26 protein-coding genes are annotated in these 24,505 nt (G+C 66.3%); 21 read left to right on the top strand and 5 right to left on the bottom strand.

Annotated elements, in window-relative coordinates; genetic code table 11:
• Positions 1 to 26: 26 nt before the first annotated feature.
• From infB to A5658_RS07175, 9 genes are all read left to right on the top strand, one after another.
• Entirely contained in the window at positions 27 to 2,726 is a 2,700-nt protein-coding gene (gene infB, locus A5658_RS07215; RefSeq protein ID WP_082992991.1) for a translation initiation factor IF-2, read from the top strand.
• Positions 2,727 to 2,756: 30 nt separating this feature from the next.
• Positions 2,757 to 3,251 carry a 30S ribosome-binding factor RbfA gene (rbfA, locus tag A5658_RS07210; RefSeq protein WP_067332726.1) on the top strand — a complete coding sequence of 165 codons (495 nt, stop codon included), beginning with the start codon at positions 2,757 to 2,759 and terminating at the stop codon, positions 3,249 to 3,251.
• Complete coding sequence (locus tag A5658_RS07205) at positions 3,226 to 4,224, top strand: bifunctional oligoribonuclease/PAP phosphatase NrnA (protein WP_067332724.1); 999 nt, start codon at positions 3,226 to 3,228, stop codon at positions 4,222 to 4,224. Before rbfA ends, A5658_RS07205 begins: the two co-directional genes overlap by 26 nt.
• Entirely contained in the window at positions 4,221 to 5,537 is a 1,317-nt protein-coding gene (locus A5658_RS07200; RefSeq protein WP_067332718.1) for an MATE family efflux transporter, read from the top strand. The genes A5658_RS07205 and A5658_RS07200 overlap by 4 nt, the downstream gene beginning before the upstream one ends.
• Complete coding sequence (locus A5658_RS07195; RefSeq protein ID WP_156751302.1) at positions 5,534 to 6,076, top strand: sugar O-acetyltransferase; 543 nt, start codon at positions 5,534 to 5,536, stop codon at positions 6,074 to 6,076. The genes A5658_RS07200 and A5658_RS07195 overlap by 4 nt, the downstream gene beginning before the upstream one ends.
• 113 nt (positions 6,077 to 6,189) lie before the next feature.
• On the top strand, positions 6,190 to 8,790 hold the full coding sequence (locus A5658_RS07190) for an AAA family ATPase (RefSeq protein WP_082992990.1): 2,601 nt from the start codon (positions 6,190 to 6,192) through the stop codon (positions 8,788 to 8,790).
• A gap of 102 nt (positions 8,791 to 8,892) precedes the next feature.
• Positions 8,893 to 9,447: a hypothetical protein gene (locus tag A5658_RS07185; RefSeq protein WP_067332716.1), complete on the top strand. Its 555-nt coding sequence runs from the start codon at positions 8,893 to 8,895 to the stop codon at positions 9,445 to 9,447.
• Positions 9,448 to 9,464: 17 nt separating this feature from the next.
• Positions 9,465 to 10,019, top strand: coding sequence for a hypothetical protein (locus A5658_RS07180; RefSeq protein WP_156751301.1), 555 nt, complete (start codon positions 9,465 to 9,467; stop codon positions 10,017 to 10,019).
• 46 nt (positions 10,020 to 10,065) lie between these two features.
• Positions 10,066 to 10,623 (top strand): hypothetical protein, encoded by a 558-nt coding sequence (locus A5658_RS07175; RefSeq protein ID WP_067332712.1) that lies wholly within the window; start codon positions 10,066 to 10,068, stop codon positions 10,621 to 10,623.
• Positions 10,624 to 10,643: 20 nt separating this feature from the next.
• Here A5658_RS07175 and A5658_RS07170 read toward each other — a convergent pair whose 3' ends face one another.
• Entirely contained in the window at positions 10,644 to 11,393 is a 750-nt protein-coding gene (locus A5658_RS07170; protein ID WP_067332710.1) for an enoyl-CoA hydratase, read from the bottom strand.
• 39 nt (positions 11,394 to 11,432) lie between these two features.
• Between A5658_RS07170 and A5658_RS07165 the strand changes: the two genes are divergently transcribed.
• Positions 11,433 to 11,681, top strand: a complete 249-nt coding sequence (locus tag A5658_RS07165; protein ID WP_067332708.1) for a DUF2277 domain-containing protein — start codon at positions 11,433 to 11,435, stop codon at positions 11,679 to 11,681.
• The gene (locus A5658_RS07160; RefSeq protein WP_067332705.1) at positions 11,678 to 12,244 is read left to right on the top strand and encodes a DUF1802 family protein; all 567 of its coding nucleotides are present in this window, start codon (positions 11,678 to 11,680) and stop codon (positions 12,242 to 12,244) included. Before A5658_RS07165 ends, A5658_RS07160 begins: the two co-directional genes overlap by 4 nt.
• A gap of 9 nt (positions 12,245 to 12,253) precedes the next feature.
• Here the strand turns inward: A5658_RS07160 and A5658_RS07155 are convergent, their stop codons facing one another.
• From A5658_RS07155 to A5658_RS07145, 3 genes are read right to left on the bottom strand one after another with little or no spacing between them, the layout of a single operon-like run.
• Entirely contained in the window at positions 12,254 to 13,240 is a 987-nt protein-coding gene (locus tag A5658_RS07155; RefSeq protein WP_067332703.1) for an alpha/beta fold hydrolase, read from the bottom strand.
• A complete protein-coding gene (locus A5658_RS07150) occupies positions 13,240 to 14,886 on the bottom strand; it encodes a CocE/NonD family hydrolase (RefSeq protein WP_067332701.1) in 1,647 nt (548 codons plus the stop codon). The genes A5658_RS07155 and A5658_RS07150 overlap by 1 nt, the downstream gene beginning before the upstream one ends.
• Before the next feature lie 35 nt (positions 14,887 to 14,921).
• Complete coding sequence (locus A5658_RS07145; protein WP_067332698.1) at positions 14,922 to 15,503, bottom strand: DUF3558 domain-containing protein; 582 nt, start codon at positions 15,501 to 15,503, stop codon at positions 14,922 to 14,924.
• A gap of 199 nt (positions 15,504 to 15,702) precedes the next feature.
• Here A5658_RS07145 and A5658_RS07140 point away from each other — a divergent pair, with 199 nt between their 5' ends.
• From A5658_RS07140 to truB, 3 genes are read left to right on the top strand one after another with little or no spacing between them, the layout of a single operon-like run.
• Positions 15,703 to 16,671 carry a metallophosphoesterase gene (locus tag A5658_RS07140; protein ID WP_067332696.1) on the top strand — a complete coding sequence of 323 codons (969 nt, stop codon included), beginning with the start codon at positions 15,703 to 15,705 and terminating at the stop codon, positions 16,669 to 16,671.
• 5 nt (positions 16,672 to 16,676) lie between these two features.
• Positions 16,677 to 17,351: a 4'-phosphopantetheinyl transferase gene (locus A5658_RS07135; RefSeq protein WP_067332694.1), complete on the top strand. Its 675-nt coding sequence runs from the start codon at positions 16,677 to 16,679 to the stop codon at positions 17,349 to 17,351.
• Positions 17,348 to 18,226 carry a tRNA pseudouridine(55) synthase TruB gene (gene truB, locus A5658_RS07130; protein ID WP_067332692.1) on the top strand — a complete coding sequence of 293 codons (879 nt, stop codon included), beginning with the start codon at positions 17,348 to 17,350 and terminating at the stop codon, positions 18,224 to 18,226. Before A5658_RS07135 ends, truB begins: the two co-directional genes overlap by 4 nt.
• A gap of 7 nt (positions 18,227 to 18,233) precedes the next feature.
• Here the strand turns inward: truB and A5658_RS07125 are convergent, their stop codons facing one another.
• Positions 18,234 to 18,611: a helix-turn-helix transcriptional regulator gene (locus A5658_RS07125; protein ID WP_067332797.1), complete on the bottom strand. Its 378-nt coding sequence runs from the start codon at positions 18,609 to 18,611 to the stop codon at positions 18,234 to 18,236.
• Between the two features lie 152 nt (positions 18,612 to 18,763).
• On the opposite strand from A5658_RS07125, the gene A5658_RS07120 reads away from it, so the two are divergent.
• The 7 genes from A5658_RS07120 to A5658_RS07090 all read left to right on the top strand — a co-directional run bounded on the left by A5658_RS07120 (position 18,764) and on the right by A5658_RS07090 (position 24,491).
• The gene (locus tag A5658_RS07120; RefSeq protein ID WP_067332690.1) at positions 18,764 to 19,843 is read left to right on the top strand and encodes a sodium:calcium antiporter; all 1,080 of its coding nucleotides are present in this window, start codon (positions 18,764 to 18,766) and stop codon (positions 19,841 to 19,843) included.
• A 36-nt stretch (positions 19,844 to 19,879) separates the two neighbouring features.
• Positions 19,880 to 20,260, top strand: coding sequence for a DUF732 domain-containing protein (locus A5658_RS07115; protein ID WP_156751300.1), 381 nt, complete (start codon positions 19,880 to 19,882; stop codon positions 20,258 to 20,260).
• A gap of 79 nt (positions 20,261 to 20,339) precedes the next feature.
• Positions 20,340 to 20,996, top strand: a complete 657-nt coding sequence (locus A5658_RS07110; protein WP_067332688.1) for a TetR/AcrR family transcriptional regulator — start codon at positions 20,340 to 20,342, stop codon at positions 20,994 to 20,996.
• A 101-nt stretch (positions 20,997 to 21,097) separates the two neighbouring features.
• Positions 21,098 to 22,288 carry a lipid-transfer protein gene (locus tag A5658_RS07105; protein WP_067332686.1) on the top strand — a complete coding sequence of 397 codons (1,191 nt, stop codon included), beginning with the start codon at positions 21,098 to 21,100 and terminating at the stop codon, positions 22,286 to 22,288.
• A gap of 2 nt (positions 22,289 to 22,290) precedes the next feature.
• On the top strand, positions 22,291 to 22,731 hold the full coding sequence (locus tag A5658_RS07100; protein WP_067332680.1) for an SRPBCC family protein: 441 nt from the start codon (positions 22,291 to 22,293) through the stop codon (positions 22,729 to 22,731).
• An 11-nt stretch (positions 22,732 to 22,742) separates the two neighbouring features.
• Positions 22,743 to 23,603, top strand: coding sequence for a MaoC/PaaZ C-terminal domain-containing protein (locus A5658_RS07095; RefSeq protein WP_067332678.1), 861 nt, complete (start codon positions 22,743 to 22,745; stop codon positions 23,601 to 23,603).
• Positions 23,604 to 23,621: 18 nt separating this feature from the next.
• Positions 23,622 to 24,491, top strand: coding sequence for an SDR family oxidoreductase (locus A5658_RS07090; RefSeq protein WP_067332676.1), 870 nt, complete (start codon positions 23,622 to 23,624; stop codon positions 24,489 to 24,491).
• Positions 24,492 to 24,505 lie beyond the last annotated feature (14 nt).

The following is a 24,505-nucleotide window of genomic DNA, read 5'->3' as shown; positions in this document are numbered from 1 at the left end:
CTGTCGCCTCATAGACAGGAGATGTAGTGGCAGGCAAGGCCCGCGTACACGAGTTGGCTAAGGAACTCGGTGTTACCAGCAAGGAAGTTCTCGCCCGGCTAGGGGAGCAGGGCGAATTCGTTAAATCCGCATCCTCGACAGTCGAAGCGCCGGTCGCGCGTCGACTGCGCGAATCGTTCGGCGGCGGCAAGCCCGCGCCCGAGAAGGCGTCCGGCAACGGTGCGACGGCCACAAAGCCAGCCGCCAAAACCCCGGCGGCCAAGCCCGCTCCGAAACCGGCCGCCCCGGAGCCAACACCGGCGCCCGCGCCGGCCGAGCCCGCCGCCAAAGCGCCGGCGCCCGCTGCCGAACAGCCGCCGGCGCCCGCGGCGAGCCCGGGACCGAGCCCGACCCGACCCGGACCAACCCCCGGTCCCCGCCCGGCCGCCCCGAAGCCGGCGGCCCGCACCCCGCGCGTCGGCAACAACCCGTTCTCCTCGGCCCAGCCGGTCGAGCGTCCCGCAATGCCGCGCCCCCAGGCGCCGCGCCCGGGCGCCCCGCGTCCTGGCGCTCCGCGCCCCGGTGGCGCCTCACCGGGCAACATGCCGCCGCGCCCGGCCGGCGCTGCGGGTCGGCCGGCCCGTCCCGGTGGTCCGCGTCCCGGTCCTGGCGGTCGGCCAGGAGCTCCCGCCGGTGGTGGACGTCCCGGCGGTGGCGGTAACTACCGCGGCGGTGGTGGTGGCGGCGGCGTCGGTGCCCCGCCTGGAGGTGGCTTCCGTGGCCGCCCCGGCGGTGGTGGCGGCGGTGGACGTCCCGGTCAGCGCGGCGGTGCTGCCGGTGCGTTCGGACGTCCCGGCGGCGCCCCGCGACGCGGTCGCAAGTCGAAGCGGGCGAAACGCGCCGAATACGAAAACATGCAGGCCCCGGTCGTCGGTGGCGTCCGGTTGCCGCACGGCAACGGCGAAACCATCCGGCTGGCCCGTGGCGCGTCGCTGTCCGACTTCGCCGAGAAGATCGACGCCAACCCGGCTTCGCTGGTGCAGGCGTTGTTCAACCTCGGCGAGATGGTGACCGCAACCCAGTCCGTCGGCGACGAGACGCTGGAGCTGCTGGGCAGCGAGATGAACTACGTCGTCCAGGTCGTCAGCCCCGAGGACGAGGACCGCGAGCTGCTGGAGTCGTTCGACCTCACCTACGGCGAGGACGAAGGCGGCGAGGAAGACCTGCAGACCCGTCCGCCGGTGGTGACCGTGATGGGTCACGTCGACCACGGTAAGACCCGACTGCTGGACACCATCCGTAACGCCAGCGTGCGCGAGGGCGAGGCCGGTGGCATCACCCAGCACATCGGTGCCTACCAGGTGACCGTCGACTTCGAGGGCACCGAGCGGCCGATCACCTTCATCGACACCCCGGGTCACGAGGCGTTCACCGCGATGCGTGCCCGCGGTGCCAAGGCGACCGACATCGCGATCCTGGTGGTCGCCGCCGACGACGGCGTGATGCCGCAGACGGTGGAGGCGATCAACCACGCGCAGGCGGCCGACGTGCCAATTGTGGTGGCGGTCAACAAGATCGACAAGGAGGGCGCCGACCCGGCCAAGATCCGGGCTCAGCTCACCGAATACGGCTTGGTGGCAGAGGATTTCGGTGGCGACACGATGTTCGTCGACATCTCCGCCAAGGCCGGCACCAACATCGAGGCGCTGGAAGAAGCGGTGCTGCTGACCGCCGACGCCGCCCTGGACCTGCGGGCCAACCCGGACATGGAAGCCCAGGGCGTGGCGATCGAAGCGCACCTCGACCGTGGTCGCGGACCGGTTGCCACCGTGCTGATCCAGCGCGGAACGCTGCGGGTCGGGGACTCGATCGTGGCCGGCGACGCCTACGGTCGCGTCCGTCGCATGGTCGACGAGCACGGCGACGACGTCGAAGAGGCGCTGCCTTCGAGGCCCGTCCAGGTCATCGGCTTCACGTCGGTTCCCGGCGCGGGTGACAACCTGCTCGTCGTCGACGAAGACCGCATCGCCCGTCAGATCGCCGACCGGCGCAGCGCCCGCAAGCGCAACGCGCTGGCGGCCCGCTCGCGCAAGCGCATCAGCCTGGACGATCTGGACGCGGCGCTGAAGGAAACCAGCCAGCTGAACCTGATCCTGAAGGGCGACAACTCCGGAACCGTCGAGGCTCTGGAAGAAGCCCTGCTGGGCATCGAGATCGACGACGAGGTGGCGCTGCGGGTCATCGACCGTGGCGTCGGTGGCGTGACCGAGACCAACGTCAACCTGGCGTCGGCGTCGGACGCGATCATCATCGGGTTCAACGTCCGGGCGGAAGGCAAGGCCACCGAGCTGGCCAACCGCGAGGGCGTGGACATCCGCTACTACTCGGTGATCTACCAGGCCATCGACGAGATCCAGAGTGCGCTCAAGGGCATGCTCAAGCCGATCTACGAAGAGAACCAACTGGGCCGCGCCGAGATCCGGGCACTGTTCCGGTCGTCGAAGGTCGGCATCATCGCAGGCTGCCTGGTGCAGTCGGGCGTGGTGCGGCGCAATGCGAAGGCCCGACTGCTGCGGGACAACATCGTGGTGGCCGAGAACCTCACGGTGTCATCGCTGCGACGGGAGAAGGACGACGTCACCGAGGTCCGCGACGGTTACGAATGCGGTCTGACGCTGACCTACTCCGACCTCAAAGAGGGCGACGTCATCGAGACCTACGAGTTGGTGGAGAAGGAGCGCGTCTGAGTATGAGCTCCGACAAACCGAACCTGCGGCATGGCTGACCCGGCGCGGGCGCGCCGGCTGGCCAAGCGGGTCTCTGAGATCGTCGCCTCGGCAATCGAGTACGAGATCAAAGACCCGGGTTTGGTCGGGGTCACCATCGTCGACGCCAAGTTGTCCGGTGATCTGCACGACGCGACGTTGTACTACACGGTGATGGGCTCCACGCTCGACGACGAACCCGACTACGCTGGGGCCGCCGCGGCGCTGGAACGCGCAAAGGGCGTGCTGCGCAGCAAGGTTGGGGCCGGCACCGGTGTGCGCTTCACGCCGACATTGAGCTTCAGTCGCGACACGGTCTCCGACTCCGTGCAGCGGATGGAGGAGTTGTTGGCACGTGCGCGCGCCGCCGACGCCGACGTGGCTCGCGTTCGGCGGGGAGCGAAACCCGCCGGCGACGCCGACCCGTACCGAGCGACCGACGATGACCCAGGGGCACCCACCACTAACGGGGAAGGCGCCGGTGACGACGATCAACTCGAAGGCTGAATCCACTGCGGCACAACGCGTCGACGCCAGTGGCGCCGCGAAGGTGCTGGATGCTGCGGCAACGGTCGCAGTCGTCTGTCATGTTCACCCCGACGCCGATACGATCGGCGCCGGCCTCGCCCTGGGCCTGGTGCTCGACCGGTGCGGCAAGTCCGTCGAGGTCAGCTTCGCCGCGCCGGCCGCGCTACCGGAGTCGTTGCAGTCACTGCCCGGCGGGCAACTCCTGGTCGATCCGGCCGTCATGCGTCGAGACGTCGATCTTGTTGTGACCGTTGATATTCCGAGTGTGAACCGGCTCGGCGACCTGCGCCACATGGCCGGTGAAGGGCATGACGTGCTGGTGATCGATCATCACGCGTCGAATCAGTTGTTCGGCACCGCGAATTTCGTTGAGCCCTCGGCGGACTCCACCACGATGATGGTCGCCGAATTGCTTGACGCCTGGGACAAGCCGATCGACACCGATGTGGCGCACTGCCTCTACGCGGGCCTGACCACCGACACCGGCTCGTTCCGGTGGGCAAGTCCGAGCGCGTATCGGTTGGCGGCGCGGCTGGTCGAGCTGGGTGTCGACAATGCCGGCATCACCCGGTTGCTGATGGACACCCATCCCTTCGCCTGGTTGTCGATGCTGTCTCGGGTGCTGTCGTCGGCACAGCTGCTTCCCGACGCCGCAGGCGGCCGGGGCTTGGTGTATGCCGTCGTCACCAATCAGGAGTGGATCACCGCTCGGCCGGAAGAAGTCGAAAGCATTGTCGACATCGTCCGCACCACCCAGCAGGCAGAGGTCGCCGCGGTGTTCAAAGAGATTGAGCCGCAACACTGGTCGGTATCGATGCGAGCGAAGGCCGATGTCGACCTGTCGGCGGTTGCATCGACCTTCGGCGGTGGCGGTCACAAACTCGCGGCCGGCTACTCGACGACGGGTTCGGCCGACGAGGTCGTGGCCGCGCTGAGCGCCGCCCTGGGGTGAACGAACCGGCCCGGTCGCAGCCCGGTGGCCGCCAGATCGCGCAGTTGGCGCTTCCGGCCCTCGGTGTGCTGGCGGCCGAACCGCTCTATCTGCTTTTCGATACCGCGATCGTCGGTCGACTCGGCGCGCTGAGCCTGGCTGGTCTGGCCATCGGGGGATTGATCCTCGGCATGGTCGGTTCTGACCTGACTTTTCTGTCGTACGGCACCACGGCGCGCTCGGCCCGCTACTTCGGCGCCGACGACCGGCCGGCGGCGGTCGCGGAAGGCGTGCAGGCGACCTGGCTGGCGCTGGGACTGGGTGTGCTGATCGTCGTCGCCGTGCAGGCCGCGGCGCTGCCGCTGGTCTCGCTCATCGCGGGTTCGAGCGACATCACGCATGCGGCACTGCCCTGGCTGCGCATCGCGATCATCGGCGCGCCCGCAATCCTGGTCTCGATGGCGGGAAACGGCTGGTTGCGGGGCGTGCAGGACACAGTTCGTCCATTGCGTTACGTGAGCGCCGGTTTCGGCCTCTCCGCGCTGCTGTGCCCGTTGCTGGTGTTCGGCTGGCTGGGCCTACCCCGGTTGGGCTTGGCCGGGTCGGCCGTCGCGAACCTGTCCGGTCAATGGCTGGCGGCTCTGCTGTTCTGCCGCGCGCTGCTTGCCGAAGGGGTGCCGTTACGACTCGATGGCGCTGCCCTGCGCGCGCAAATCGTGCTTGGGCGCGACCTGTTGGTGCGGACGCTGGCTTTCCAGGCGTGCTTCGTCTCCGCCGCCGCGGTGGCGGCCCGCTTCGGCGCCGCCGCGTTAGGCGCCCATCAGGTGGTGCTGCAGTTGTGGGAATTCCTTGCGCTGGTTCTTGATTCGCTGGCCATCGCGGCCCAGGCGCTGGTGGGCGCGGCGCTGGGCGCCGGTGATGTTGCGCTCGCGACGTCGACGGCGCGGCGAGTGACGGCGTGGTCGGCAATCGGTGCGACCGGCCTGGCCGTCGTGTTCGGCGCCAGCGCCTCGGCTCCTCGGCTGTTCACCGACGACGCCTCGGTGCTGGCCGCGGTCGGGGTGCCGTGGTGGTTCATGGTCGCCCAATTACCGTTGGCAGGAGTCGTTTTCGCGCTGGACGGGGTGCTGCTCGGCGCGGGGGATGCGGCGTTCATGCGGACGGCGACTGTGGTCAGCGCGCTCGTCGGCTTTCTGCCGCCGATCTGGTTGTCGCTGGTGTTCGGTTGGGGGCTGGCCGGGATCTGGTCCGGGCTCAGCTTGTTCATCGTTCTGCGGCTGGTTTTTGTCGGTTGGCGTGCGCTATCAGGTGATTGGGCGGTGGTCGGTAGGTGAGCAGTCAGCGTGACCGGATGCTGAGCGGCGAGTTGTACCGCGCCGACGATCCCGAACTGGTGGCGGGCCGTGACGCCTGCCGGCGGCTACTCGACGCGTTCAACGGGGGCGATGAGCGCGCGTTGGACGAGTTGCTCGGATCGCTGGGCGAGGGCTCGGAGATTCTGCCGCGGTTCCAGTGCGACTACGGCACGCATATCTCGATCGGGGCGGGCTGTTTCGTCAACTACGATGCGATCTTTCTCGACTGCGCATCGATCACCATCGGCGACCACGTGCAGATCGGTCCACGCGTCCAGCTTGTCACGCCCCGGCACCCCGTCGACGATCACGAATCCCGACGGGCGGGCTGGGAATCCGCCGCGCCGATCGTCATCGCCGACAACGCCTGGCTTGCGGCCGGCGTCATCGTGTGCCCGGGGGTGACCGTCGGCGAGGACTCGGTGATCGGGGCGGGAAGCGTCGTCACCAGGGACGTGCCCGAACAGGTGCTGGCTGCCGGTAATCCCTGCCGAGTCCTCAGGAGACTCGCGGATTAGCGGCCTGCACTGGTCTGCGGCACCACATCTGCGGCATTAAAGTAGTTGCTCATCATGCCCGGATGCTTCTTTGACGCGCGCTTGGCGGTCCTCGCGACGTCGCGAGGCTGATCATGGGACGGCTGCTCGAACGCGACGAGGAACTGCGTGAACTCGCCGGCTTGGCGCGGCGGGTGGGACGAGATCGCGGTCGCGTTGTGTTGATGCGCGGCGAAGCCGGTGTGGGCAAGACCGCGGTGATCAATGAATTGGTGGCCGGTACGGCCCCGGCGGTGCGGGTGCTGCAGGGCTGGTGCGATCCGCTGGCGACTCCACGGCCGCTGGGGCCGCTGATCGATGCGATGGCTGGTTTGGATCGCCGCGCGGCCGACGGTTTGGCCGCGGCGCTGGACGCGGGAGATACCGGCGGCGTGTACCGCCGCCTCCTCGAGGTGTTGCGCGGCGGGCAACGGTGGCTATGGGTGATCGAGGACATGCACTGGGCCGACGGCGCCACCCTGGATCTGTTGAGGTTTCTCGGGCGCCGGATCGCCGGATTGCCGCTGCTGCTGGTGATGACCTACCGCGACGACGAAGTGGGCCCGCGGCATCCGCTGACGGCTGCGATCGGGGACGTTGCGACCAGCGCCGCAATCACGCGTATCGGGTTGACGGCGCTGAGCCGGGATGCGGTCGCTGAGTTGTCAGCCGGCAGCGGGCTCAATGTCACCGATCTGTACCGACTGACGGGCGGAAACCCGTTCTACGTCACCGAAATTCTCGGCGCGGGACCCGGACGAGATGGTCTGCCGCATAGTGTCGCCGAGGCGGTGCTGGGCCGGTTGGCCCGACTCTCAGACGCTGGACGCGACACCGCACATGCGGTGGCGGTCTGTGGATCCCGCGCGTCACTGGCGCTCGTGCAAGCAATTTGCCCGCAGGCCCACATCGGTGTGGACGAATGTCTGCGTGTCGGTGTCCTGGTCGCCGAAGATGGCGTGCTCGGCTTTCGCCATGAGCTGGCCCGGCGCGCGACACTTGACCAGATTCCCATTCACGAACGTCGGCTGCTGCACCGAGGAGCGATGGACGCGTTGTCGGTGACCCCAATCGAGCCGGACAGCTTGGCGGCGTTGACTTTTCATGCTGACCAGGCCGGTGACGACGACGCCACGGTTCGCTACGGGATTGCCGGTGCACAGCGTGCGGCGGCTTTGGGCGCCAACCGGGAAGCCGCCGAACTGTACGCCCTTGCGCTGAGCCACGCCGACGGCGTCGCACCTGAGCAGAGGGTGGTGTGGATCGAGGGGCACGCGTTCGCCCGTTACCTGTACGGCGACGCCGACGAGGCGGAATCGCTGTGGCGGCAGGCGGTCGACATGCGGCGCGCGATGGGTGATCCCCTCGGGGAAGGTGAGGATCTCAGCCTGTTGTCGCATCTGCTGTGGGCGTCGATGGCTCGATTCCGCGAGGCCAGGCAGGCCGCACAATCCTCGCTAACGCTGCTCGAAGGTCGTGGTCCCACACCGCAACTAGCTAGATCCTTGGCAAACATGCTGTCGCTAGGGGTGCTGTCGTACGACCCGGCCTGTATCGAATATGCCTCGCGGGCAATCGACTTGGGAGAGGCTGTCGACGAGCCGGGCGTCGTGATGTCCGCACGTTGCCTGACCGCGCTGTGGTCGATTACCCAGGGCGGGCCCGGGTGGGAAGACATCGAAACGACCTGGCACGCTGCGATGTCGGACAAAGGATTGGCCGAACACGTCGGTATCGTCGGAGGCGCGATCGGCTGGACAGCGGCGCTGCACCACGACCTCGACCGCGCGCAACGCTACAGCGACGAGCTCGCAAAGTTCTGCGACGCGGACGATCTGGGCTATTACGAGGTGATGCCGGTCGTCACTGCGGCGATGGTGGCCCTGCAGCGAGGTGACTGGGCAGCGGCGATTGCCAGCGCCGAGGAGGCGTTCACTCGACGAGGACTGACCGACGTCAACTCGACGATGCCCCGGGTCGCAATGGCACTCGTACGCGCGCGCCGCGGCGAAAAGCACAACGGCCCGCCGCTGCATCCGCCCGCCGACGACGCAGAGCCGGGCGACTTCTTTTTCTTCAGCCCGGCCTGGGCCGCGCGTGCCGAAATCGCCTGGCTGGCTGGCGACGACGAGGCAGCGGTCGCAGAAGCCAAACGGGCGCTGGCTATTTCGGGAGTGAACGCGGATCCTTGGTTGACCGGTCGGTTGCAGCGTTGGCTACACCTGGGAGGCGTTGTCGTGCCCCCGATTCCGGATCCGCCGACGCCCTACCAGATGGAAGTCAACGGTGACTGGGGCGCGGCGGCCGCGGAATGGGAGCGGCTCGGGTGCCCCTACGATGCCGCGATCGCACGGTTGAGCGGCGATCTCGATGCGGTGCAGTCGGCGGCGGCCAACTTCCGCCGACTGGGCGCCCGGGCGGCGACCCGTCGCGCTCAGCAACGGCTCGCGGAACTTCGCGGACCCACCGCACCTGGCCGAGCCAGCCACAGCAAGAGTGACCCGGACGGGCTCACCCGGCGCCAGCGTGAGGTGGCCGTATTGCTGGCGGCCGGCAACAGCGACGCCTCGATTGCCGCGGCGTTGCACCTGAGCCCGAAAACCGTTGGCCACCATGTCGAAGCGATCCTCGACAAGCTCGACGTGGCGAATCGCGTGCAAGCCGCTCACAAGCTGAACCAGCGGGCGGCCGACTAACGAAGACGCCAATTTGGGGAATTTTCCCCATGTGCGCTTCTCCCTCTTCCACGGAGACTTCTCAGCATTAGCTCAGGTCAATGCGACTCATAGGAGATCTTCATGAACACCACGACCTCACGGCGTGGCAAGCACATCGCTGCAGTCGGCGCGGCCGCCGCCGGATTATTGTTCTGGGGGCTCAGCGAACTGGCTGTGTCGCCGGCGCACGCGGATCCCATCACCGACACGCTCAACAACGTCGACGTTGTTTTCAGCGCGGGCGAGCAGTTCTTGACCCTCGGGGACCAGTACTTGGCGGCGGGCGAGCCGACCTACGCGCTCGATGCGTACCTCACGGGAGTCGACAACACGCTGTTTGCGCCGCTGGAAAACCTGTACGTCGACGGGATTGATGCCCTGACGAACACTCCGGTGGCGTCCCCGTTTGACATCGATGCGATCAGCCCGGCCCCGGCCGATTTCGCAACGGCGCTGACGGATGCGCAGGCGTATTACGACATCGCTCAGGTCGACTTCACCCAGGCGACCAATCTCATGACTGTCGGCGACTTTCCCGCGGCTGAGCTGCTCGAGGTCGCGGGCAACAACGCGCTCTGGTTCGAGGCGCCCAACGCGCTCATCCTCGGTCTCACCGAGTCGGTATTCGGGTTCTGACGGGGACCGTGAACACCGTGACGTGCAACCACTTACGCGTTCGCTACCCGCTCGGCGCCGGTGCGGCTGCCGGCGGGATGCTCATCGCCGTGATGAGCCAGCTCGTTGTCGCGCCGACTGCACGCGCAGATGACCCCATCAGCGAACTCCTCAACAACGTTCAGCTGGTGACCGAAATCGGTAACTCGTATCTGAATGCCGCAGCGATGGACTTCTCGTCCGGCTATCTGATCCCCGGTACATCGGCCGGCCTCATCGGGCTGGACAATGTCCTGATCGCGCCCGAGGAAAACGTCTTGCTGGACACCGTCGATGCGCTGACGAACACGCCCGTGCACGCGGTCATCGGGTTCGAGCCGATCAGCGGCCCGACTGATTGGGCGTCGGCTCTGGTTCAAATACAAGGTTTCACCGATGCGGCCAACGTCGACTTCACCCAAGCTGCCAACTTCATGACTGCCGGCGACTTTCCCGCTGCCGAGCTACTCGACATCGAGGGATTCAATGCGCTCTGGGTCGAGGCGCCGAACGCAGCAATTCTTGGCCTTGTCGAATCGTCGCTCGGTTTCTGACGTCGTAGCTTGAACGGCTGTACTGCAACAACTTTGGGGACGAACAATGGTCATCGAGCACCACATCAAGCGCACGGCCATGACGATAAGCGCTGCGGTCGGCGGGATACTCATCGCCACGATAAGCCAGCTGGCGAGCGCGCCGAGTGCCCACGCCGACGATCCCATCGGTGAGATGTTCGACAACGTGCAAGCGACTATCACGTATGGCGAGGGCCTAATCAGTTTCGGTGCGGAGTCGCTCGCGGCCGGCGATATCCCCGAGGCCCTCAATGTTGACTTGGCGGGTATCGAGGCCTTGCTGTTCGGGCCGGAGGAGAACGTCTTCGTTGACTCGGTCGGCATCCTGACGAACAATCCGGTCAACTACGAAATAGATATCTCGTCGATTCAGGTACCTCCGACCGATCTGACCGATGCGGTAGCCGAAGTACAAAACATCAGTGTCGCGGCGCAGGGCCAAGTCATGGACGCCGCGCAAAGTTGGGCCCTGGGTGATTACGCACTCGCCGCATTCCACGACCTCGCAGCGGCCAATTTCCTGGTGTTCGACGCACCCAACGAAATGTTCATCGGTCTTGCCGAGGCGCTGTTCGGTATCTGACGAATCCGCTCGCAGCGCCCTCAGCGCACTTGCGCCCGACCGCGCTGCAGGACGGCCTCGCGGTTGGCGGCAATGTCGTCACCCGACGTCCGAAATGCCCGCGCCGCAGTCGCTTCCAGCCACAGCCCTTCGCTGGTCTGCGACTCGTCGATCCGGTGATAGGACGACAACAGCGCGCGCACGGCGCCCTGGTTGTTGCCGACGATGCTCTCCGCGACCTTGCGCGCGCTCGGCAACAACTGGTCGTGCGGCACCACTTCGGTCACGAGGCCGGCGCGCAGCGCGTCCTGCGCAGACAGGTAGTCGCCGGTCATGCTCATCCGACGGGCCAGTCCCACGCCGACTTTCTGGGGGAGCCGCACGGACAGGCCCCAGGTCGGCAGCAGACCCACCCGGGCGTGGGTGTCGGCGAAGCGTGCCTGCTCAGAAGCGATCAGGATGTCGCAGTACAGCGTCAGCTCCAACCCACCGGTCACCGCGGCGCCGTTGATCGCGCCGATCACAGGCTTGCTCAGCGCTGGCCAGCGCGGCGAGATGTCCGGCAACGCGGTCTGCTCGCCGAGTTCCTTGAGGTCCAGCCCGGCGCAGAACACCGGGTCGGTGCCGGTGACGATGATGACGTCGACGTCGTCGTCGGTCTCGGCGTCGGCCAGCGCGCCGAAGAACCGGTCCCGTAGTGCGGCGGACAACGCGTTCCGCGACTGCGGCCGGTTCAAGGTCAAGGTCCGCACGCGCTCGTCGGTGTCAATTAACAAGATGTCGTCACTCATGCAGCCAACCGTAGTCACCGGCCGTCCTATCGTTGAGGCATGTGCCGGAACATCACCGAATTGCGTGGACTCGAGCCGCCGGCGACCACCGACGAGATCGAGGCGGCGGCCAGGCAGTATGTCCGCAAGGTCAGCGGCTTCACCCGACCGTCTTCGGCCCATGCCGCGGCGTTCGAGGCGGCGGTGGTGGAAGTGGCGGCGACGACGACACGGCTGCTGCACGCCCTGCCGGAACGTCGCCAGCCACCCAAGACCGATCCGCCGTTGCGCCGCCTAGCCGCACGGTGACCGAGATCGCGACGACGCCGGCGCTCAAGGAGTGGAGCGCGGTGGTGCATGCGCTGCTGGACGGCCGGCAACAGGTGTTGCTGCGTAAGGGGGGCATCGGTGAGAAACGGTTCGACAGCAGTGTCGCCCGTGAATTCCTGTTGTTCCCGACGCTCGCGCACAGCCACGCCGAGCGGGTGCGGCCCGAGTTCCGCGATCTTCTCGACCCGGCGGCGTGCGACAGCAGTGACGATCGGCTCGTCGTGCGGGCGGCGGCGAAAGTCGTTGCGGCGCTGCCTGTCAACCGGCCGGACAATATCGACGCGATCGAGGACCTGCACATCTGGACCGCGGACTCGGTGCGTCGCGACCGCCTGGACTTTCGCCCAAAGCACCGCCTGGCCGTCTTGGTGGTCCAGACCTTCCCGCTGATCGAGCCGATCGAATTGCCCCGAACGCCCGACTACGCCGGATGCATCAGTTGGGTGCCGCTACCGTTGGCCGAACCGCCCCTGGGCGCTCCGGTGCACGACGAGGCCGCCCTGCGTGACGTTGCCGCCCACGTCCGTCAAGCGGTCGAATAGCATTGCCGCTCAAGGCGTCTGGTCGACAAGCACCGCGCCTTCGGGCCAGTCGCCTACCGTGCACAGCGATGTGGGCTCGGCAGCTGCGGTCAGTCGTACGACATCGGCCAGCTGTTCGGGAGCGTCGCATTGAAGATAGTGATCGGCGCTCGGCAGTATCCAATACCGGTTCAATCCCGGCTTGTCCCTGAGGAACTCCTGCCACACGTAATTCGCGACCCGGACCGGGGACACGTTGTCATGCAGACCCCAGACCAGACTGGTGTTGATACCGCTGGCGGAAAGCGCCTGCAGCCAATTGGTTTCGTCGGCAGCCCGCTCGTTGAGGTACTGAATGGTGTCCGGTAGCACCGCGACCTGGTCGTTGTGCGCGAAGCATTGTGCCAGTGCCGCGATCTCGGGATCGTCTAGGCCTCGTCGCGGCATAAACGTCGTCATGCCCATGCCGGCGGCCAGCATCTCCGGTGTGGTGGCGCGCGCGGTGCTGCGCGCCACGGTCGGATCCAGCAGCGCTCGTTGGAATCCGGTCAGATTGGCAAGGGGGAGATAGATGTTCGCGTTTGTGAAGATGACTTCGCGCGGTGGGTTGGCATCCTCGAGATCGTCGAAGATCGACAGCGCGATCATCCCGACGCTGCTGCCTCGGTCGTGCGTCAGCATCATGTAGTCGCTGAGCTGCCAGTGCGTCATGATCGCATGGACCAGAAGGCGCGCATCGTCGTACAGCGAATACACGTACGGCGCGGCGGGCTTGTCGGAAAGCCCGTAGCCGGGGAAGTCGAGCAGATGGATGTCGAAGTCGGCGCCGAGTTCACGGGTCAGCGCCAGGAAGTCGATGCTTGCCGTCGGGAAGCCGTGCACGCAGACCAGGGCCGGTGCTCCCGGTGTGCCGCACCGGCGGGTGAACACGGTGACGTCCGCCCCGGAATTCGCGGCGGTCGTCGACATCCAGCGGATTTCCGTTCCGCCGCTTCGCCATTCCTCGAACGCGCCCATCAGGAGCCCACCGGCAACACGATCCGGGACGTGCCGAAGTGCACCTCGTGGGTGGACGGCGCGAGCTGGCAGCCCGTCGACGACGGCTCCCCGTGGCCGAGGTTGCGGTCGTACCGTGGGTGGCAGCCGCCGGCGATCAACACCCGAATACGAGTCCCGGCCTTGAACCGGCGCGAGGTCGCGTCCAGCTCGAGGCGGACGTGGTCGGTCGTCTCGGTGAGTCGCTGGTAGGCGTCGCTGACGTTGCGGGAGCGGCCTTTCGCGTCGACCTCGCTGATCCGGACGAACACATCCACATACGGGTTGTCGGAGCTGTGCGCCAACTCGGCGATCGGGTTGCCGTGCACGACAAGGTCTTTGGTGAGTACGTCGGTGGTGAAGCTGAGCACGTCGCGTCGGTCCGCCAACACGGTGTCGTCGCGATAGCCGCTGTCGGGTGAGAGGAGCCGGCCCCCGATGGTGGGAGTCGGGTCGGCCGGGTCGTAGCGGAAGCTGGCCGAGGATCCGGCCGTCGGTGCCGTGTCGGCCAGGCCGCCGCCCGGCTGCAGATACAGCGCGCGTTCGGTGGTGGTCGGCGGCCAGTCGGGTAGTTCGCGCCAGCCTTCGTTGGCAACGTGGAAGCGAAATCGCCCGGACCGCGCAGGGGCTGGGCGACAGGCGAGGTGGGTGTCCAGCCAGTCCTGCGTTTCCCGGGCGATCGTGGGCAGACCGGCGAACAGCAGCTGGGTGTGCGTCCACGGGCCCATGGTCAGCGCGACATCCACGCCACGCTCGCGAAGGTGGCGGAATTGGTGCAGCGTCTGCGGCAGAAACAGATCCTGCCAACCGCTGAGCAGCAGCAACGGCACCTGGATCCGGTCGAGCGCGGAGTCGACCTTCAGCGGCCCCCAGAACGGGTTGTCGTCCGCCGGGGGAGTCAGCCAGGACTCCCACCACGGCGCCGCGTCGCCGAGCAGTGCCCGTCCGGCGGCGCCCAGCGGCGCCTCGCCGGCGGCCCGCGCCACGTTCTTCTGGGCCCGCAGTTGGCGGATCCCGGCGCGGATCCGGCCCGGATCCTCCTGGTGTGCCACCAGGTTGCTCCAGCCGAGGAAGTCGTTGACCGTGAACGAGCCGGTGCCCCAGGCCGACAGGCTCATGTCATGCGGGCCGGCGACGATCACGCTGGTGACGAGCTCCGGCGGCGGATCTTGCAGCAGCGCGAACTGGGTGAAGCCCAGATACGAGATTCCGACGGTGGCGAAGCGACCGGTGAACCATGGCTGGCGGCGCATCCACTCGACGGTGTCGGCGCCGTCGGCGGCCTCGTTGACCATCGGCGAAAAGTCACCGCCCGACCCGAATGTCCCTCGCACGCTCTGCAGCACCACGCGATACCCGCGGGCGGCATGCAGGTCGGCGAACACCATCGAGAACGGAAATGCGCGACCGTAGGGGCCGCGGGCCAACAACGTGCCGACGACCTCTCCCGTGGGTTCGTAGACGTCTGCGACCAGCTCGACGCCGTCGCGCATCGGGATCTTGACCTCGCCGACGGTGTAGCTCGTGGTCGGCGATTCCAGTCGTAACGTCCGGGCGAGCGCGCGGGTGACCAGTCGTCGGGGCAGGGTGCGCAGCGTCGACGGGGCGGGCCGGTAGGCGGTTGTCACCGCATCAGGTTATGGGGGCGACGGCCGTCACGGGATTAGAACTTGTAGTACGGCGAGAGCTCGTTGGCGCGCTGCAGGTTGGTCGCCGGGCAGTCGACCTCCGGAGAGGAGTAGATCGTCGAGTAGAACAGCGACTGTTGGATGACGCCGTAGCTGGTCTTGAAGGCCACCATGCAGGAGAAGTAGAAGTAGCTGTTGTGGTAGGTCGGCTTGAGATTCCACCATTGCGCCGCACGATGGCCGTTGATGGTGGTCTCGATCGCGTCGGCCGGCAATGATTGCTCGTAGGTGCGCCAAATGATCGGCTCGACGGCCAACTGGTAGTTGCCCGCGTCGAAGTGGCAGCGCAGCCCTTCTTCGGGAATCGGCGGAGTGAAGCCCAGGCCCAACCGCTGGACCACGTCGAACGGGATGTCGCGACACGGGTCGAACGGGCTCGGATCGGTGGTCGCCACGATCGGGCTTTTCATCGTGGTCGGCGGATCCATCGGGGCCGCGGTGGAGCGAAGCTCGACGCTGGGTCGGCCGACGGTGGCCGGCGGAGCGCTCTGCCACGTCACGATCACGGCTGTGAACAGGGCACCGAACGCCGCAAGCAGACGAAGCTTGCCGACCATGACACCCCCTTCTGGGCCTGACAGCCCGACTCCTCCTTGGCCCGCTGTGCGGGCCCCATCGTCGTCGGACGTGGCTCCACTACTGCGGGGAGTTTACAAGTCACCCCCGTGCCGCCACAGAGTAAACGAGAACCTGTTCTAGTCCGCGCGCCGCCTCGCTGGCGGAGCCGATAGTGACCAGCCGTTAGGCTGGGGAGTCGTGGCTTGGCAAGAACACGGGCAGCAGCCCCCGACCGCGCGACAGCCGACGCTGTGGGCGGTATCGGATCTCCACACCGGCCATGTCGGCAACAAGCCCGTCACCGAATCCCTGTACCCGTCGACACCGGACGACTGGCTGATCGTGTGCGGCGACGTCGCCGAGCGGACCGACGAGATCCGCTGGGCGCTCGACCTGCTGCGGCGACGGTTCGCCAAGGTGATCTGGGTGCCCGGCAACCACGAGCTGTGGACCACCAACAAAGACCCGATGCAGGTCTTCGGGCGGGATCGGTACGACTATCTGGTCGACATCTGCGACGAGCTGGGTGTGGTGAGTCCCGAACATCCGTTCCCGGTCTGGACCGAGCGGGGCGGCCCGGCGACGATCGTGCCGATGTTTTTGCTGTACGACTACTCGTTCCTGCCGAGAGGTGCGACGACGAAGGCCGAGGGGCTGGCGATCGCGCGGGAGCGCAACGTCGTGTGCACCGACGAGTTCCTGCTCTCACCGCAGCCGTACCCGACCCGTGAAGCGTGGTGCCATGAGCGGGTGGCCGCCACCCGCAAGCGGCTCGACGAGCTGGACTGGATGAATCCCACCGTGCTGGTCAACCACTTCCCGATGGTGCGCCAACCCTGCGACGCGCTGTTTCTCCCGGAGTTTTCGCTGTGGTGCGGCACCACCGAGACCGCCGACTGGCACACCCGCTACAACGCGGTGTGTTCGGTGTACGGGCATCTGCACATTCCGCGGACCACGTGGTACGACGACGTCCGATTCGAAGAGGTGTCGGTGGGTTATCCGCGCGAGTGGCGCCGCCGCAAGCCGTACAGCTGGCTGCGGCAGATCCTGCCCGATCCGCAGTACGCGCCCGGCTATCTCAACGACTTCGGTGGCCACTTCGTCATCACCGCGGAGATGAAGGCGCAGGCACAGCAGCTCCGAGACCGGCTGCGTCAGCGGTAGCCGCAATGACATTGACTACCTTGATGTCTGCGGTGCTGCCCAGCATGCCAGACCTGGCCTGTGCCGAGTTGTATTCCGACCCACCGGGTTTGACACCGATGGCCGAAGAAGAGCCGTTGATCGAACGGTCGGTGGCCAAGCGGCGTAACGAGTTCATCACCGTCCGGTACTGCGCGCGAATTGCCCTGGGCGAACTTGGATTTCCTCCGGTGCCGATTCTCAAGGGGGAGAAGGGTGAACCATGCTGGCCCGATGGCGTGGTCGGCAGCATCACCCACACGGCCGGCTACCGTGGCGCGGTGGTCGGGCGCGCCGGGTCGGTCCGCTCCCTGGGTGTGGACGCCGAGCCTCACGACGTATTGCCCGACGGGGTGCTCGACGCGATCAGCCTACCGGCCGAGCGCACCGAGATCGCGGCCCTGCCACCGGCTATGCACTGGGACCGAATCCTGTTCTGCGCCAAAGAGGCAACCTACAAGGCGTGGTTCCCGCTGACCAAGCGCTGGCTCGGCTTCGAGGACGCGCACATCACCTTCACCGTCGATGGATCGGGCACCGCCGGCGGTTTCGAATCGACGATTCTGATCGACGGGGACACGCTGTCGGGTCCGCCGTTGAGCACGCTGGCCGGGCGGTGGTCGGTGGGCCGCGACCTGGTGCTGACGGCCATCACGCTATGAACCCGGGTCTCGTCATCGTCGACAAACCGCCGGGCATGACGAGCCATGACGTCGTGGGCCGCTGCCGACGCATCTTCGCCACTCGGCGGGTGGGTCATGCCGGGACGCTCGATCCGATGGCCACCGGCGTTTTGGTGATCGGGATCGAGCGGGCCACGAAGATCCTGGGCCTGGTGACCGAGACCTCGAAGTCCTACACGGCCACGATCAGGCTGGGCCAATCGACGTCCACCGAGGATGCGGAAGGCGAAATCACGCAACAGGTTTCGGCCCAAGGCGTGACCGACGACGCGATCGAGGCGGCGATCTCCGGATTGCGCGGCGACATCGAGCAGGTCCCCTCGGCGGTCAGTGCCATCAAGGTCAGCGGCCAGCGTGCCTACCGGCTCGCCCGCGAGGGCCGGGCCGTCGAGCTGTCCGCCCGGCCGGTACGCATCGACCGCTTCGACCTGCTGGCCGTGCGCCGCCACGGCCAACTCGTCGACGTCGAGGTCGAGGTGGACTGCTCGTCGGGGACCTACATACGTGCCCTGGCCCGCGATGTCGGCGCGACACTGGGGGTGGGTGGTCACCTGACCGCGTTGCGTCGCACCCGGGTTGGCCGGTTCGACGTCGCGCAGGCCCGCTCGCTCGAGGACTTAGCCGACCGACCCGGTGTGAGCCTGACCCTCGACGAGGCGTGCCTGCTGCTGTTTGCCCATCGAGAACTCACCGAGGACGAGGCGGACTCGGCTGCCAACGGCCGAACTCTGAATTCGGCTGGCATCGAAGGCGTTTACGCCGCACACACCGCCGACGGCCGGGTGATGGCCCTGCTGCGGGACGCGGGTTCGAAGACCAAGTCGATCGTCGTGATCCGGCCGGCCACGCTGTAACGGCGCCTCAGACGGCCGGTGGCGGGTCGGGTGCGAGGCTCCCGTCCGGCGCGATGTGGGCGAAGATCTGCTGGACCAGCGTCAAGATATGCGGGTCGTCGACGGTGTAGATGTGGCGCCGCCCTTCTCGGCGGGCGCTGATCAGGCCGGCCAGCCGGAGCTTGGTCAGGTGCTGACTCATGGTCGCCACTCCGAGGCCGGTGCGCTCCGCGAGCGCGGTGACGTCGTGGCTGTTCTGGGCTGCCAACCAGAGCACATGCAGCCGAGCCGAATTGCTCAGCAGTGCGAATGTGCTGGCCGCGGAGTCGAGCTGCGGCCTCGTCGGCTCGGCCGATAGCGCATCGCGCTGCACGGTTTCGGACGGCCGATCTTTTGGTTGCGCCATATCGGTATCCATTCTGACGCGTGCCCCACGGCGTGTTTCGCCATATCGAAATACTTTAACATTTGCGAAACTATCAAAATGAGGGCAGCATGGGCTAAGCCCGATCGCACGAGACTGCGTTCGCCCCGAGACGTGAGAAAGGCGGAGCTCACATGGTGCACATGGTGATCCTGCTCGCCTGCGCGGTCGCGATCTACGTCTCCTGCGAGTGGTTCGTCAACGCCGTGGAATGGCTCGGGCAGCGACTCAACCTCGGCACGATGGCGGTCGGAACCGTGCTGGCCGCTTGTGGCACCGCGCTGCCGGAATCGGTCGTCACCCTCGTCGCGGTGACGACTGGTCCAACGGCTGATGTCCGCAACATCGGCGTAGGTGCGGCGATGGGCGGCCCGTTGGTGCTGGCCACCGTCGCCTACGGCGTGACGGGGGCCGTGCTGCTTCTGCGCCGCCGGGCCCGCAGCCGAGAGAAAGTCTTGGTCGGCGTGGGCGCAGCGAGCCTCGTCAAGCGCTCCATGGTCGAGCCCGACGACGCGCAGGGGCCTGAGGCAGCATGGTTCACCGCTTCCCAGGGCGAGCGCCTGGCGCGCGACCAGCGCTGGTTCATCGCTGTATTCGTGGTCAAGGTCGCGCTGGGCCTGGTGGCATTCGCGGTGAAGCCGTGGCTGGGCGTGCTGTTCTTCGCGGTCTACGGGGCCTACTTCTGGCGCGAGATTCGCCGCGGTCAGGACGGCGACGCCGTCGAGGATCTCGAGCCGCTCAAGCTACAACCGCGCGCGACAAGGCCGGCCAACGCGGCCGTGCTGGTCCAGACGCTGGGCGCATTGGTGGTGATCTTCGTGTCATCGCAGCTGTTCGTCCACCAGCTCGACGTCATTGCCCCGATGCTGGGATTGTCCGGTGCGGTCACCGCGCTGCTGTTGTCCCCAGTCGCCACCGAGCTTCCCGAGATCATGAACGCGATCATCTGGGTCCGGCAGGGCAAAACCCAACTCGCGCTTGCCAACATCTCCGGCGCCATGATGATCCAGGCCACCGTGCCCAGCGGCCTGGGCCTGATGTTCACCGACTGGCACCTCGACCACGCCCTGCTGTGGTCCGGTGTCATCACCATGGCCGCCATCACCTACCTGCTGGTGACGATGCGCGCCAACAGCCTCACGCCCAAGCGGCTGGCCATGTCGGCGATGTTCTACCTAATCTTTGCCGCAGGCCTCGTTCCCATCCTCACCTGACATTGACCAAACACTCATCGGAGATCGGAGGCTGAAATGACATTCCTATTCGCACAGGCGCCCGCCGAGGTCGGTATCCCCAAAGCGCATTCGTTCAGCCTTGTGCGATCGATGCTGGCGGGCCTTGCCGTAGCGGCCGCGACGGTCGGTGTCGTGGGACCGCTGACGCCGGCCGCGTCCGCCGATGCCGACAACAGCACCAACTTCCTGGGAGCACTCACTGCGCGAGGCATCACCTTCACGTCCGGTCCGGCGGCGATCGCCGCCGGGCGCGAGGTCTGCAGCGAACTCGATCAAGGTAAGCAGGCGAGTGACGTCGCCAACGATGCGATGTCACAGACGAAGTTGGATGCCTATCACGCCGGGTTTTTCGTGGGAGCCAGCATCGCCGCGATGTGCCCACGCCATATGCAGTAGGGGATCACCGATTCATCCGGTGCACTCATCGCGACTCCGCTAACATAACATTCTGACTGGAATGTAAGTTGGCCGGAAGATGCAGGCGGTAGGCGAGGTGGCGGAAGTCAGCGAACGACGGATTCGGCGCACCCAGGCGGAACGCAGCGCCGCCATGCGCGCGCGCCTTCTGGACGCCACCATCGAGTGCCTGGTGACCTACGGCTATGCCGGGACGACCACGCCACGAGTCGCCGAACTTGCCGGTGTCACCCGCGGTGCGCAGATCCATCATTTTCGCTCCAAAGAAGATCTGGTGGTGGCCGCGATCGAACATCTCGCTCAGCAGCGTGTGCAGGGCGCCATGCGCGAGTTCGGCCGCATGGAGGCCAGTACCGATCCGGTCTCGACGGTGCTGGAGTTTTTGTGGGAGGCCCACCAGGGCCCGATGTTGGTTGCCACGGTTGAACTTTGGGTGGCGGCGCGCACCGACTCGGTTCTGGCCGGTCACGTCGAGCGGGTCGAGCCGTTGGTCAACAGCACGCTGGTTTCGGCGATCGCGCAGCTGGTGCCCGATCATGCCGCGCGCAAAGATCTGCGCAACTTCGTCTACACCGCGATGGACGCACTGCGGGGGATTTTGCTCGCGAGCTTCGTCGACAGCGACACCGACCGCGCGCGCAGGCGGTGGGACCGTGCCTGTGAGCACCTACGGATCGTCGCCGACGGCCTGCTCACCGCCGACGCCTTGGACTGATCACGCTCTTGTGGCTCGAAACGCTCAGTGCTGCCCCATTGCAAAGATACAATCAGGTGTGTATGTTTTAACACGAAGCTGACAGAGTTCAAGGGAGCGCTATGTCAAACAAGGTCTACGTCATCGGCGTGGGGATGACGAAGTTCGAAAAGCCGGGCCGCCGGGAGAATTGGGATTATCCCGACATGGCGCGCGAGTCCGGCACCAAGGCGCTCGCGGACGCCGGTATCGACTACGCGGCGATCGAGCAGGGCTACGTCGGCTACGTCTACGGGGAGTCGACCTCGGGTCAGCGGGCGCTCTATGAGTTGGGGCTCAGCGGTATTCCAATCGTCAACGTCAACAACAACTGTTCGACCGGGTCCACCGCGCTCTACCTTGCCGCGCAAGCGATTCGCGGTGGGCTGGCCGACTGTACGATCGCGCTCGGCTTCGAGAAGATGAAGCCCGGATCGCTCGAGTCGACCTACGACGACCGCGCCAACCCGATGGACAAGCACGTGATGGCGATGGCCGAGATCTCCGAGGTGCTCTTCCCGCCGGCGCCGTGGATGTTCGGGGCGGCCGGCCGCGAGCACATGCAGCAATACGGCAGCACCGCAGAGCATTTCGCGAAGATCGGTTACAAGAACCACAAACACTCGGTCAACAACCCGTACGCCCAATTCCAGGAGTCCTACTCGCTGGAGGACATCCTGGCCGCCCGGATGATCTACGACCCGCTGACCAAGCTGCAGTGCTCACCCACCTCAGACGGGTCGGGCGCTGCGGTCCTGGCCTCGGAGGCGTTCGTCGACAAGCACGACCTGGCGGGGCAGGCGGTCGAGATCGTCGGGCAGGCGATGACGACCGACTTCGCCAACAGCTTCGACGGCACCTGCAAGGGCCTGATCGGCTACCACATGAATGTGCAAGCCGCTCAACGGGTTTACGACCAGTCCGGTCTGGGACCCGAGGAATTCCAGGTCATCGAGTTGCACGACTGCTTCTCGGCCAACGAACTGCTGCTCTACGAAGCTCTCGGCCTGTGCGCCGAAGGCGAGGCGGCCAAACTCATCGACAACGGCGACGTCACCTACGGCGGACGATGGGTGGTCAACCCGTCCGGCGGCCTGATCTCCAAAGGCCACCCACTGGGCGCAACCGGTCTGGCGCAATGCGCCGAACTGACCTGGCAGTTGCGCGGTACGGCGGACAAACGACAGGTCGACAACGTCACGGCCGCACTGCAACACAACATCGGACTCGGCGGAGCAGCCGTCGTCACCGCATACCAACGAGCGGAGCGTTGAACATGGGACACATCGAGGCAACCCGCGAACTGTCGGCCAGCCCGGAAGCACTCTGGGGGACCGTCACGGATCTGGCCAACTGGGACAAGTGGTTCACCGTCCACGAGAAGTGGCTCGAGGGCCCGCCCGACACGCTGACCGAAGGCGCCAAGCTAACCGCCAAGATCGTGATGCTGGGGATGGCCAACAAGATCGAGTGGACGATCGAGTCGGTGGCGGCTCCCCGCACGTTGGTGCTCTCGGGCACAGGGATGGCCGGTGTCAAGGCCAAGTTCACCTTCACCATCGACTCGGCCGACAAGGGTTCGAATTTCACGGTTTTCGGTGACTTCGAGGGTGCGATGATCAAGGGGGCGCTGGGTAAGGCGGTCGAGAAGGACGGCGTCAAACAGCTCGCCAAGACGCTGGACCAACTCGACGCGCTCGCGTCGGCATCTGCATAGCGCCCGAATCCATGACCGAGACACTGGAATTCGACGACAGCGGCCTGGGTCGGTGGACCGAAGACGAGCGGTTCGAGGTGACCAGGGAGCGGCTGGCCGAGTATGCCGCCGCTACCAACGACCCAATCGACGCGCACCGCACAGGCGACGTTGCGCCTCCGGTGTTCGCTATCGTCCCGGTTTTCGAGGCGCTGCTGACCCCGGCGGTCGAGGTGATGCCGGTCGAGGCCATCCCGCGAATCGTCCACGGCGAACAGGACTTCCACTTTCATCGAGCGATTCGCCCGGGTGACAAGTTGGTCTCGCGCGGCAAGATGATCGGTTACCAGGGCCTGGAGAAGGGAACCCGTGCCGCGATCCTGCTCGAATGCCGTACCGAGGATGGCGAATTGGTCAACGAGCAGTACGTCACAACCTTCGTGCGAGGCATGACGGTGGGCAAGGCGATCGGCGATCTGAGCCCTGAACACAAGTTCGACGACGCATTGCGCGAACAGGCGCCGGTGGCGAAGGTCGTGCAGCACGTCGACCACGACCAGACCTTCCGCTATTCGCCGGCAGCCGGTGACCCGATGCCGATCCATCTCGACGACGAAATCGCCCGTTCCGCGGGTCTTCCCGGAATCATCGCGCACGGACTGTGCACGATGGCCTTCACCTCGTGGGCGGTGCTCACCGAGCTAGCCGGTTCGGATGTCAACCGGCTCAAGCGATTCGCGGTCCGCTTCTCCAAGCCGGTGATTCCCGGCGACGACCTCGAGACCAGGATCTGGAAGGTCGGCAGCAGTAACGCAGCGACGAGCTACGCATTCGAAACGGCCAGGGGCGAAGACTTCGTCATTACCGACGGCCTGGCCGTTCTGTCCCACTGACACAAGGAGTTTCAACCGATGGGTGCATTGGAGGGCCGGGTCGCGGTCATCACCGGCGCGGGCCGCGGTATCGGACGCGAACACGCACTGCTGTTCGCCAAAGAAGGAGCCAAGGTCGTGGTCAACGATCTCGGCGGCAGCAACGAGGGCGAGGGCGCCGATTCCGGGCCGGCCCACGAGGTGGCCGACGAGATCACCGCGGCCGGCGGAACCGCAGTCGTCAACACCGAGAACGTCTCGACCTGGGCGGGCGCGGAAAGCGTTGTGCAACAGGCCATCGACGAGTTCGGCGGGCTTGACGTCCTGGTGAACAACGCCGGCATCCTGCGTGACGCGTTCATCGCCGGTATGGAAGAAGCCCAGTGGGACGCGGTGATCGCGGTCCACTTGAAGGGACACTTCGCGACGCTGCACCATGCGGCGGCCTACTGGAAAGCGCAATCGAAAGCCGGCGATCAGCCCAACGCTGCGGTGATCAACACGGCCTCGGGTTCCGGTGTGACATTGCCCAATCCGGGCCAGGCCAACTACGGTTCGGCCAAGGCGGGGATTGCGGCGCTGACGCTGATCGCGGCCGAGGAACTCGAGCGCTACGGTGTGCGGGTGAACGCGATCGCGCCGATCGCCCGTACCCGGCTCACCCTGGCCACGCCTGGCATGGGTTCGCTGATGTCCGAGCCGGAAGAAGGCGAGCTCGATCTGTTCAGCCCGGCCAACATCTCGCCGCTGGTCGCCTACCTGGCCACCGACAAGTGTCCGATCACCGGCAAGGTGTATGCGGTTCAGGGCGGGGCGATTTCGTCCCTGTCCGGCTGGCATGACGTCGACACCATCGAGGCCGATGGTCCGTGGCTGATCGACGACATCGCCGCCCGGCTGCCGCAGTAACCCAGGAGCACAAC

Origin of the sequence: Mycobacterium sp. 1245111.1 (genome assembly GCF_001673405.1) — a bacterium.
Lineage (GTDB): Bacteria > Actinomycetota > Actinomycetes > Mycobacteriales > Mycobacteriaceae > Mycobacterium.
Note: the sequence above shows the minus strand (reverse complement) of the source record. Positions and strands in the feature narration are given on the sequence as shown.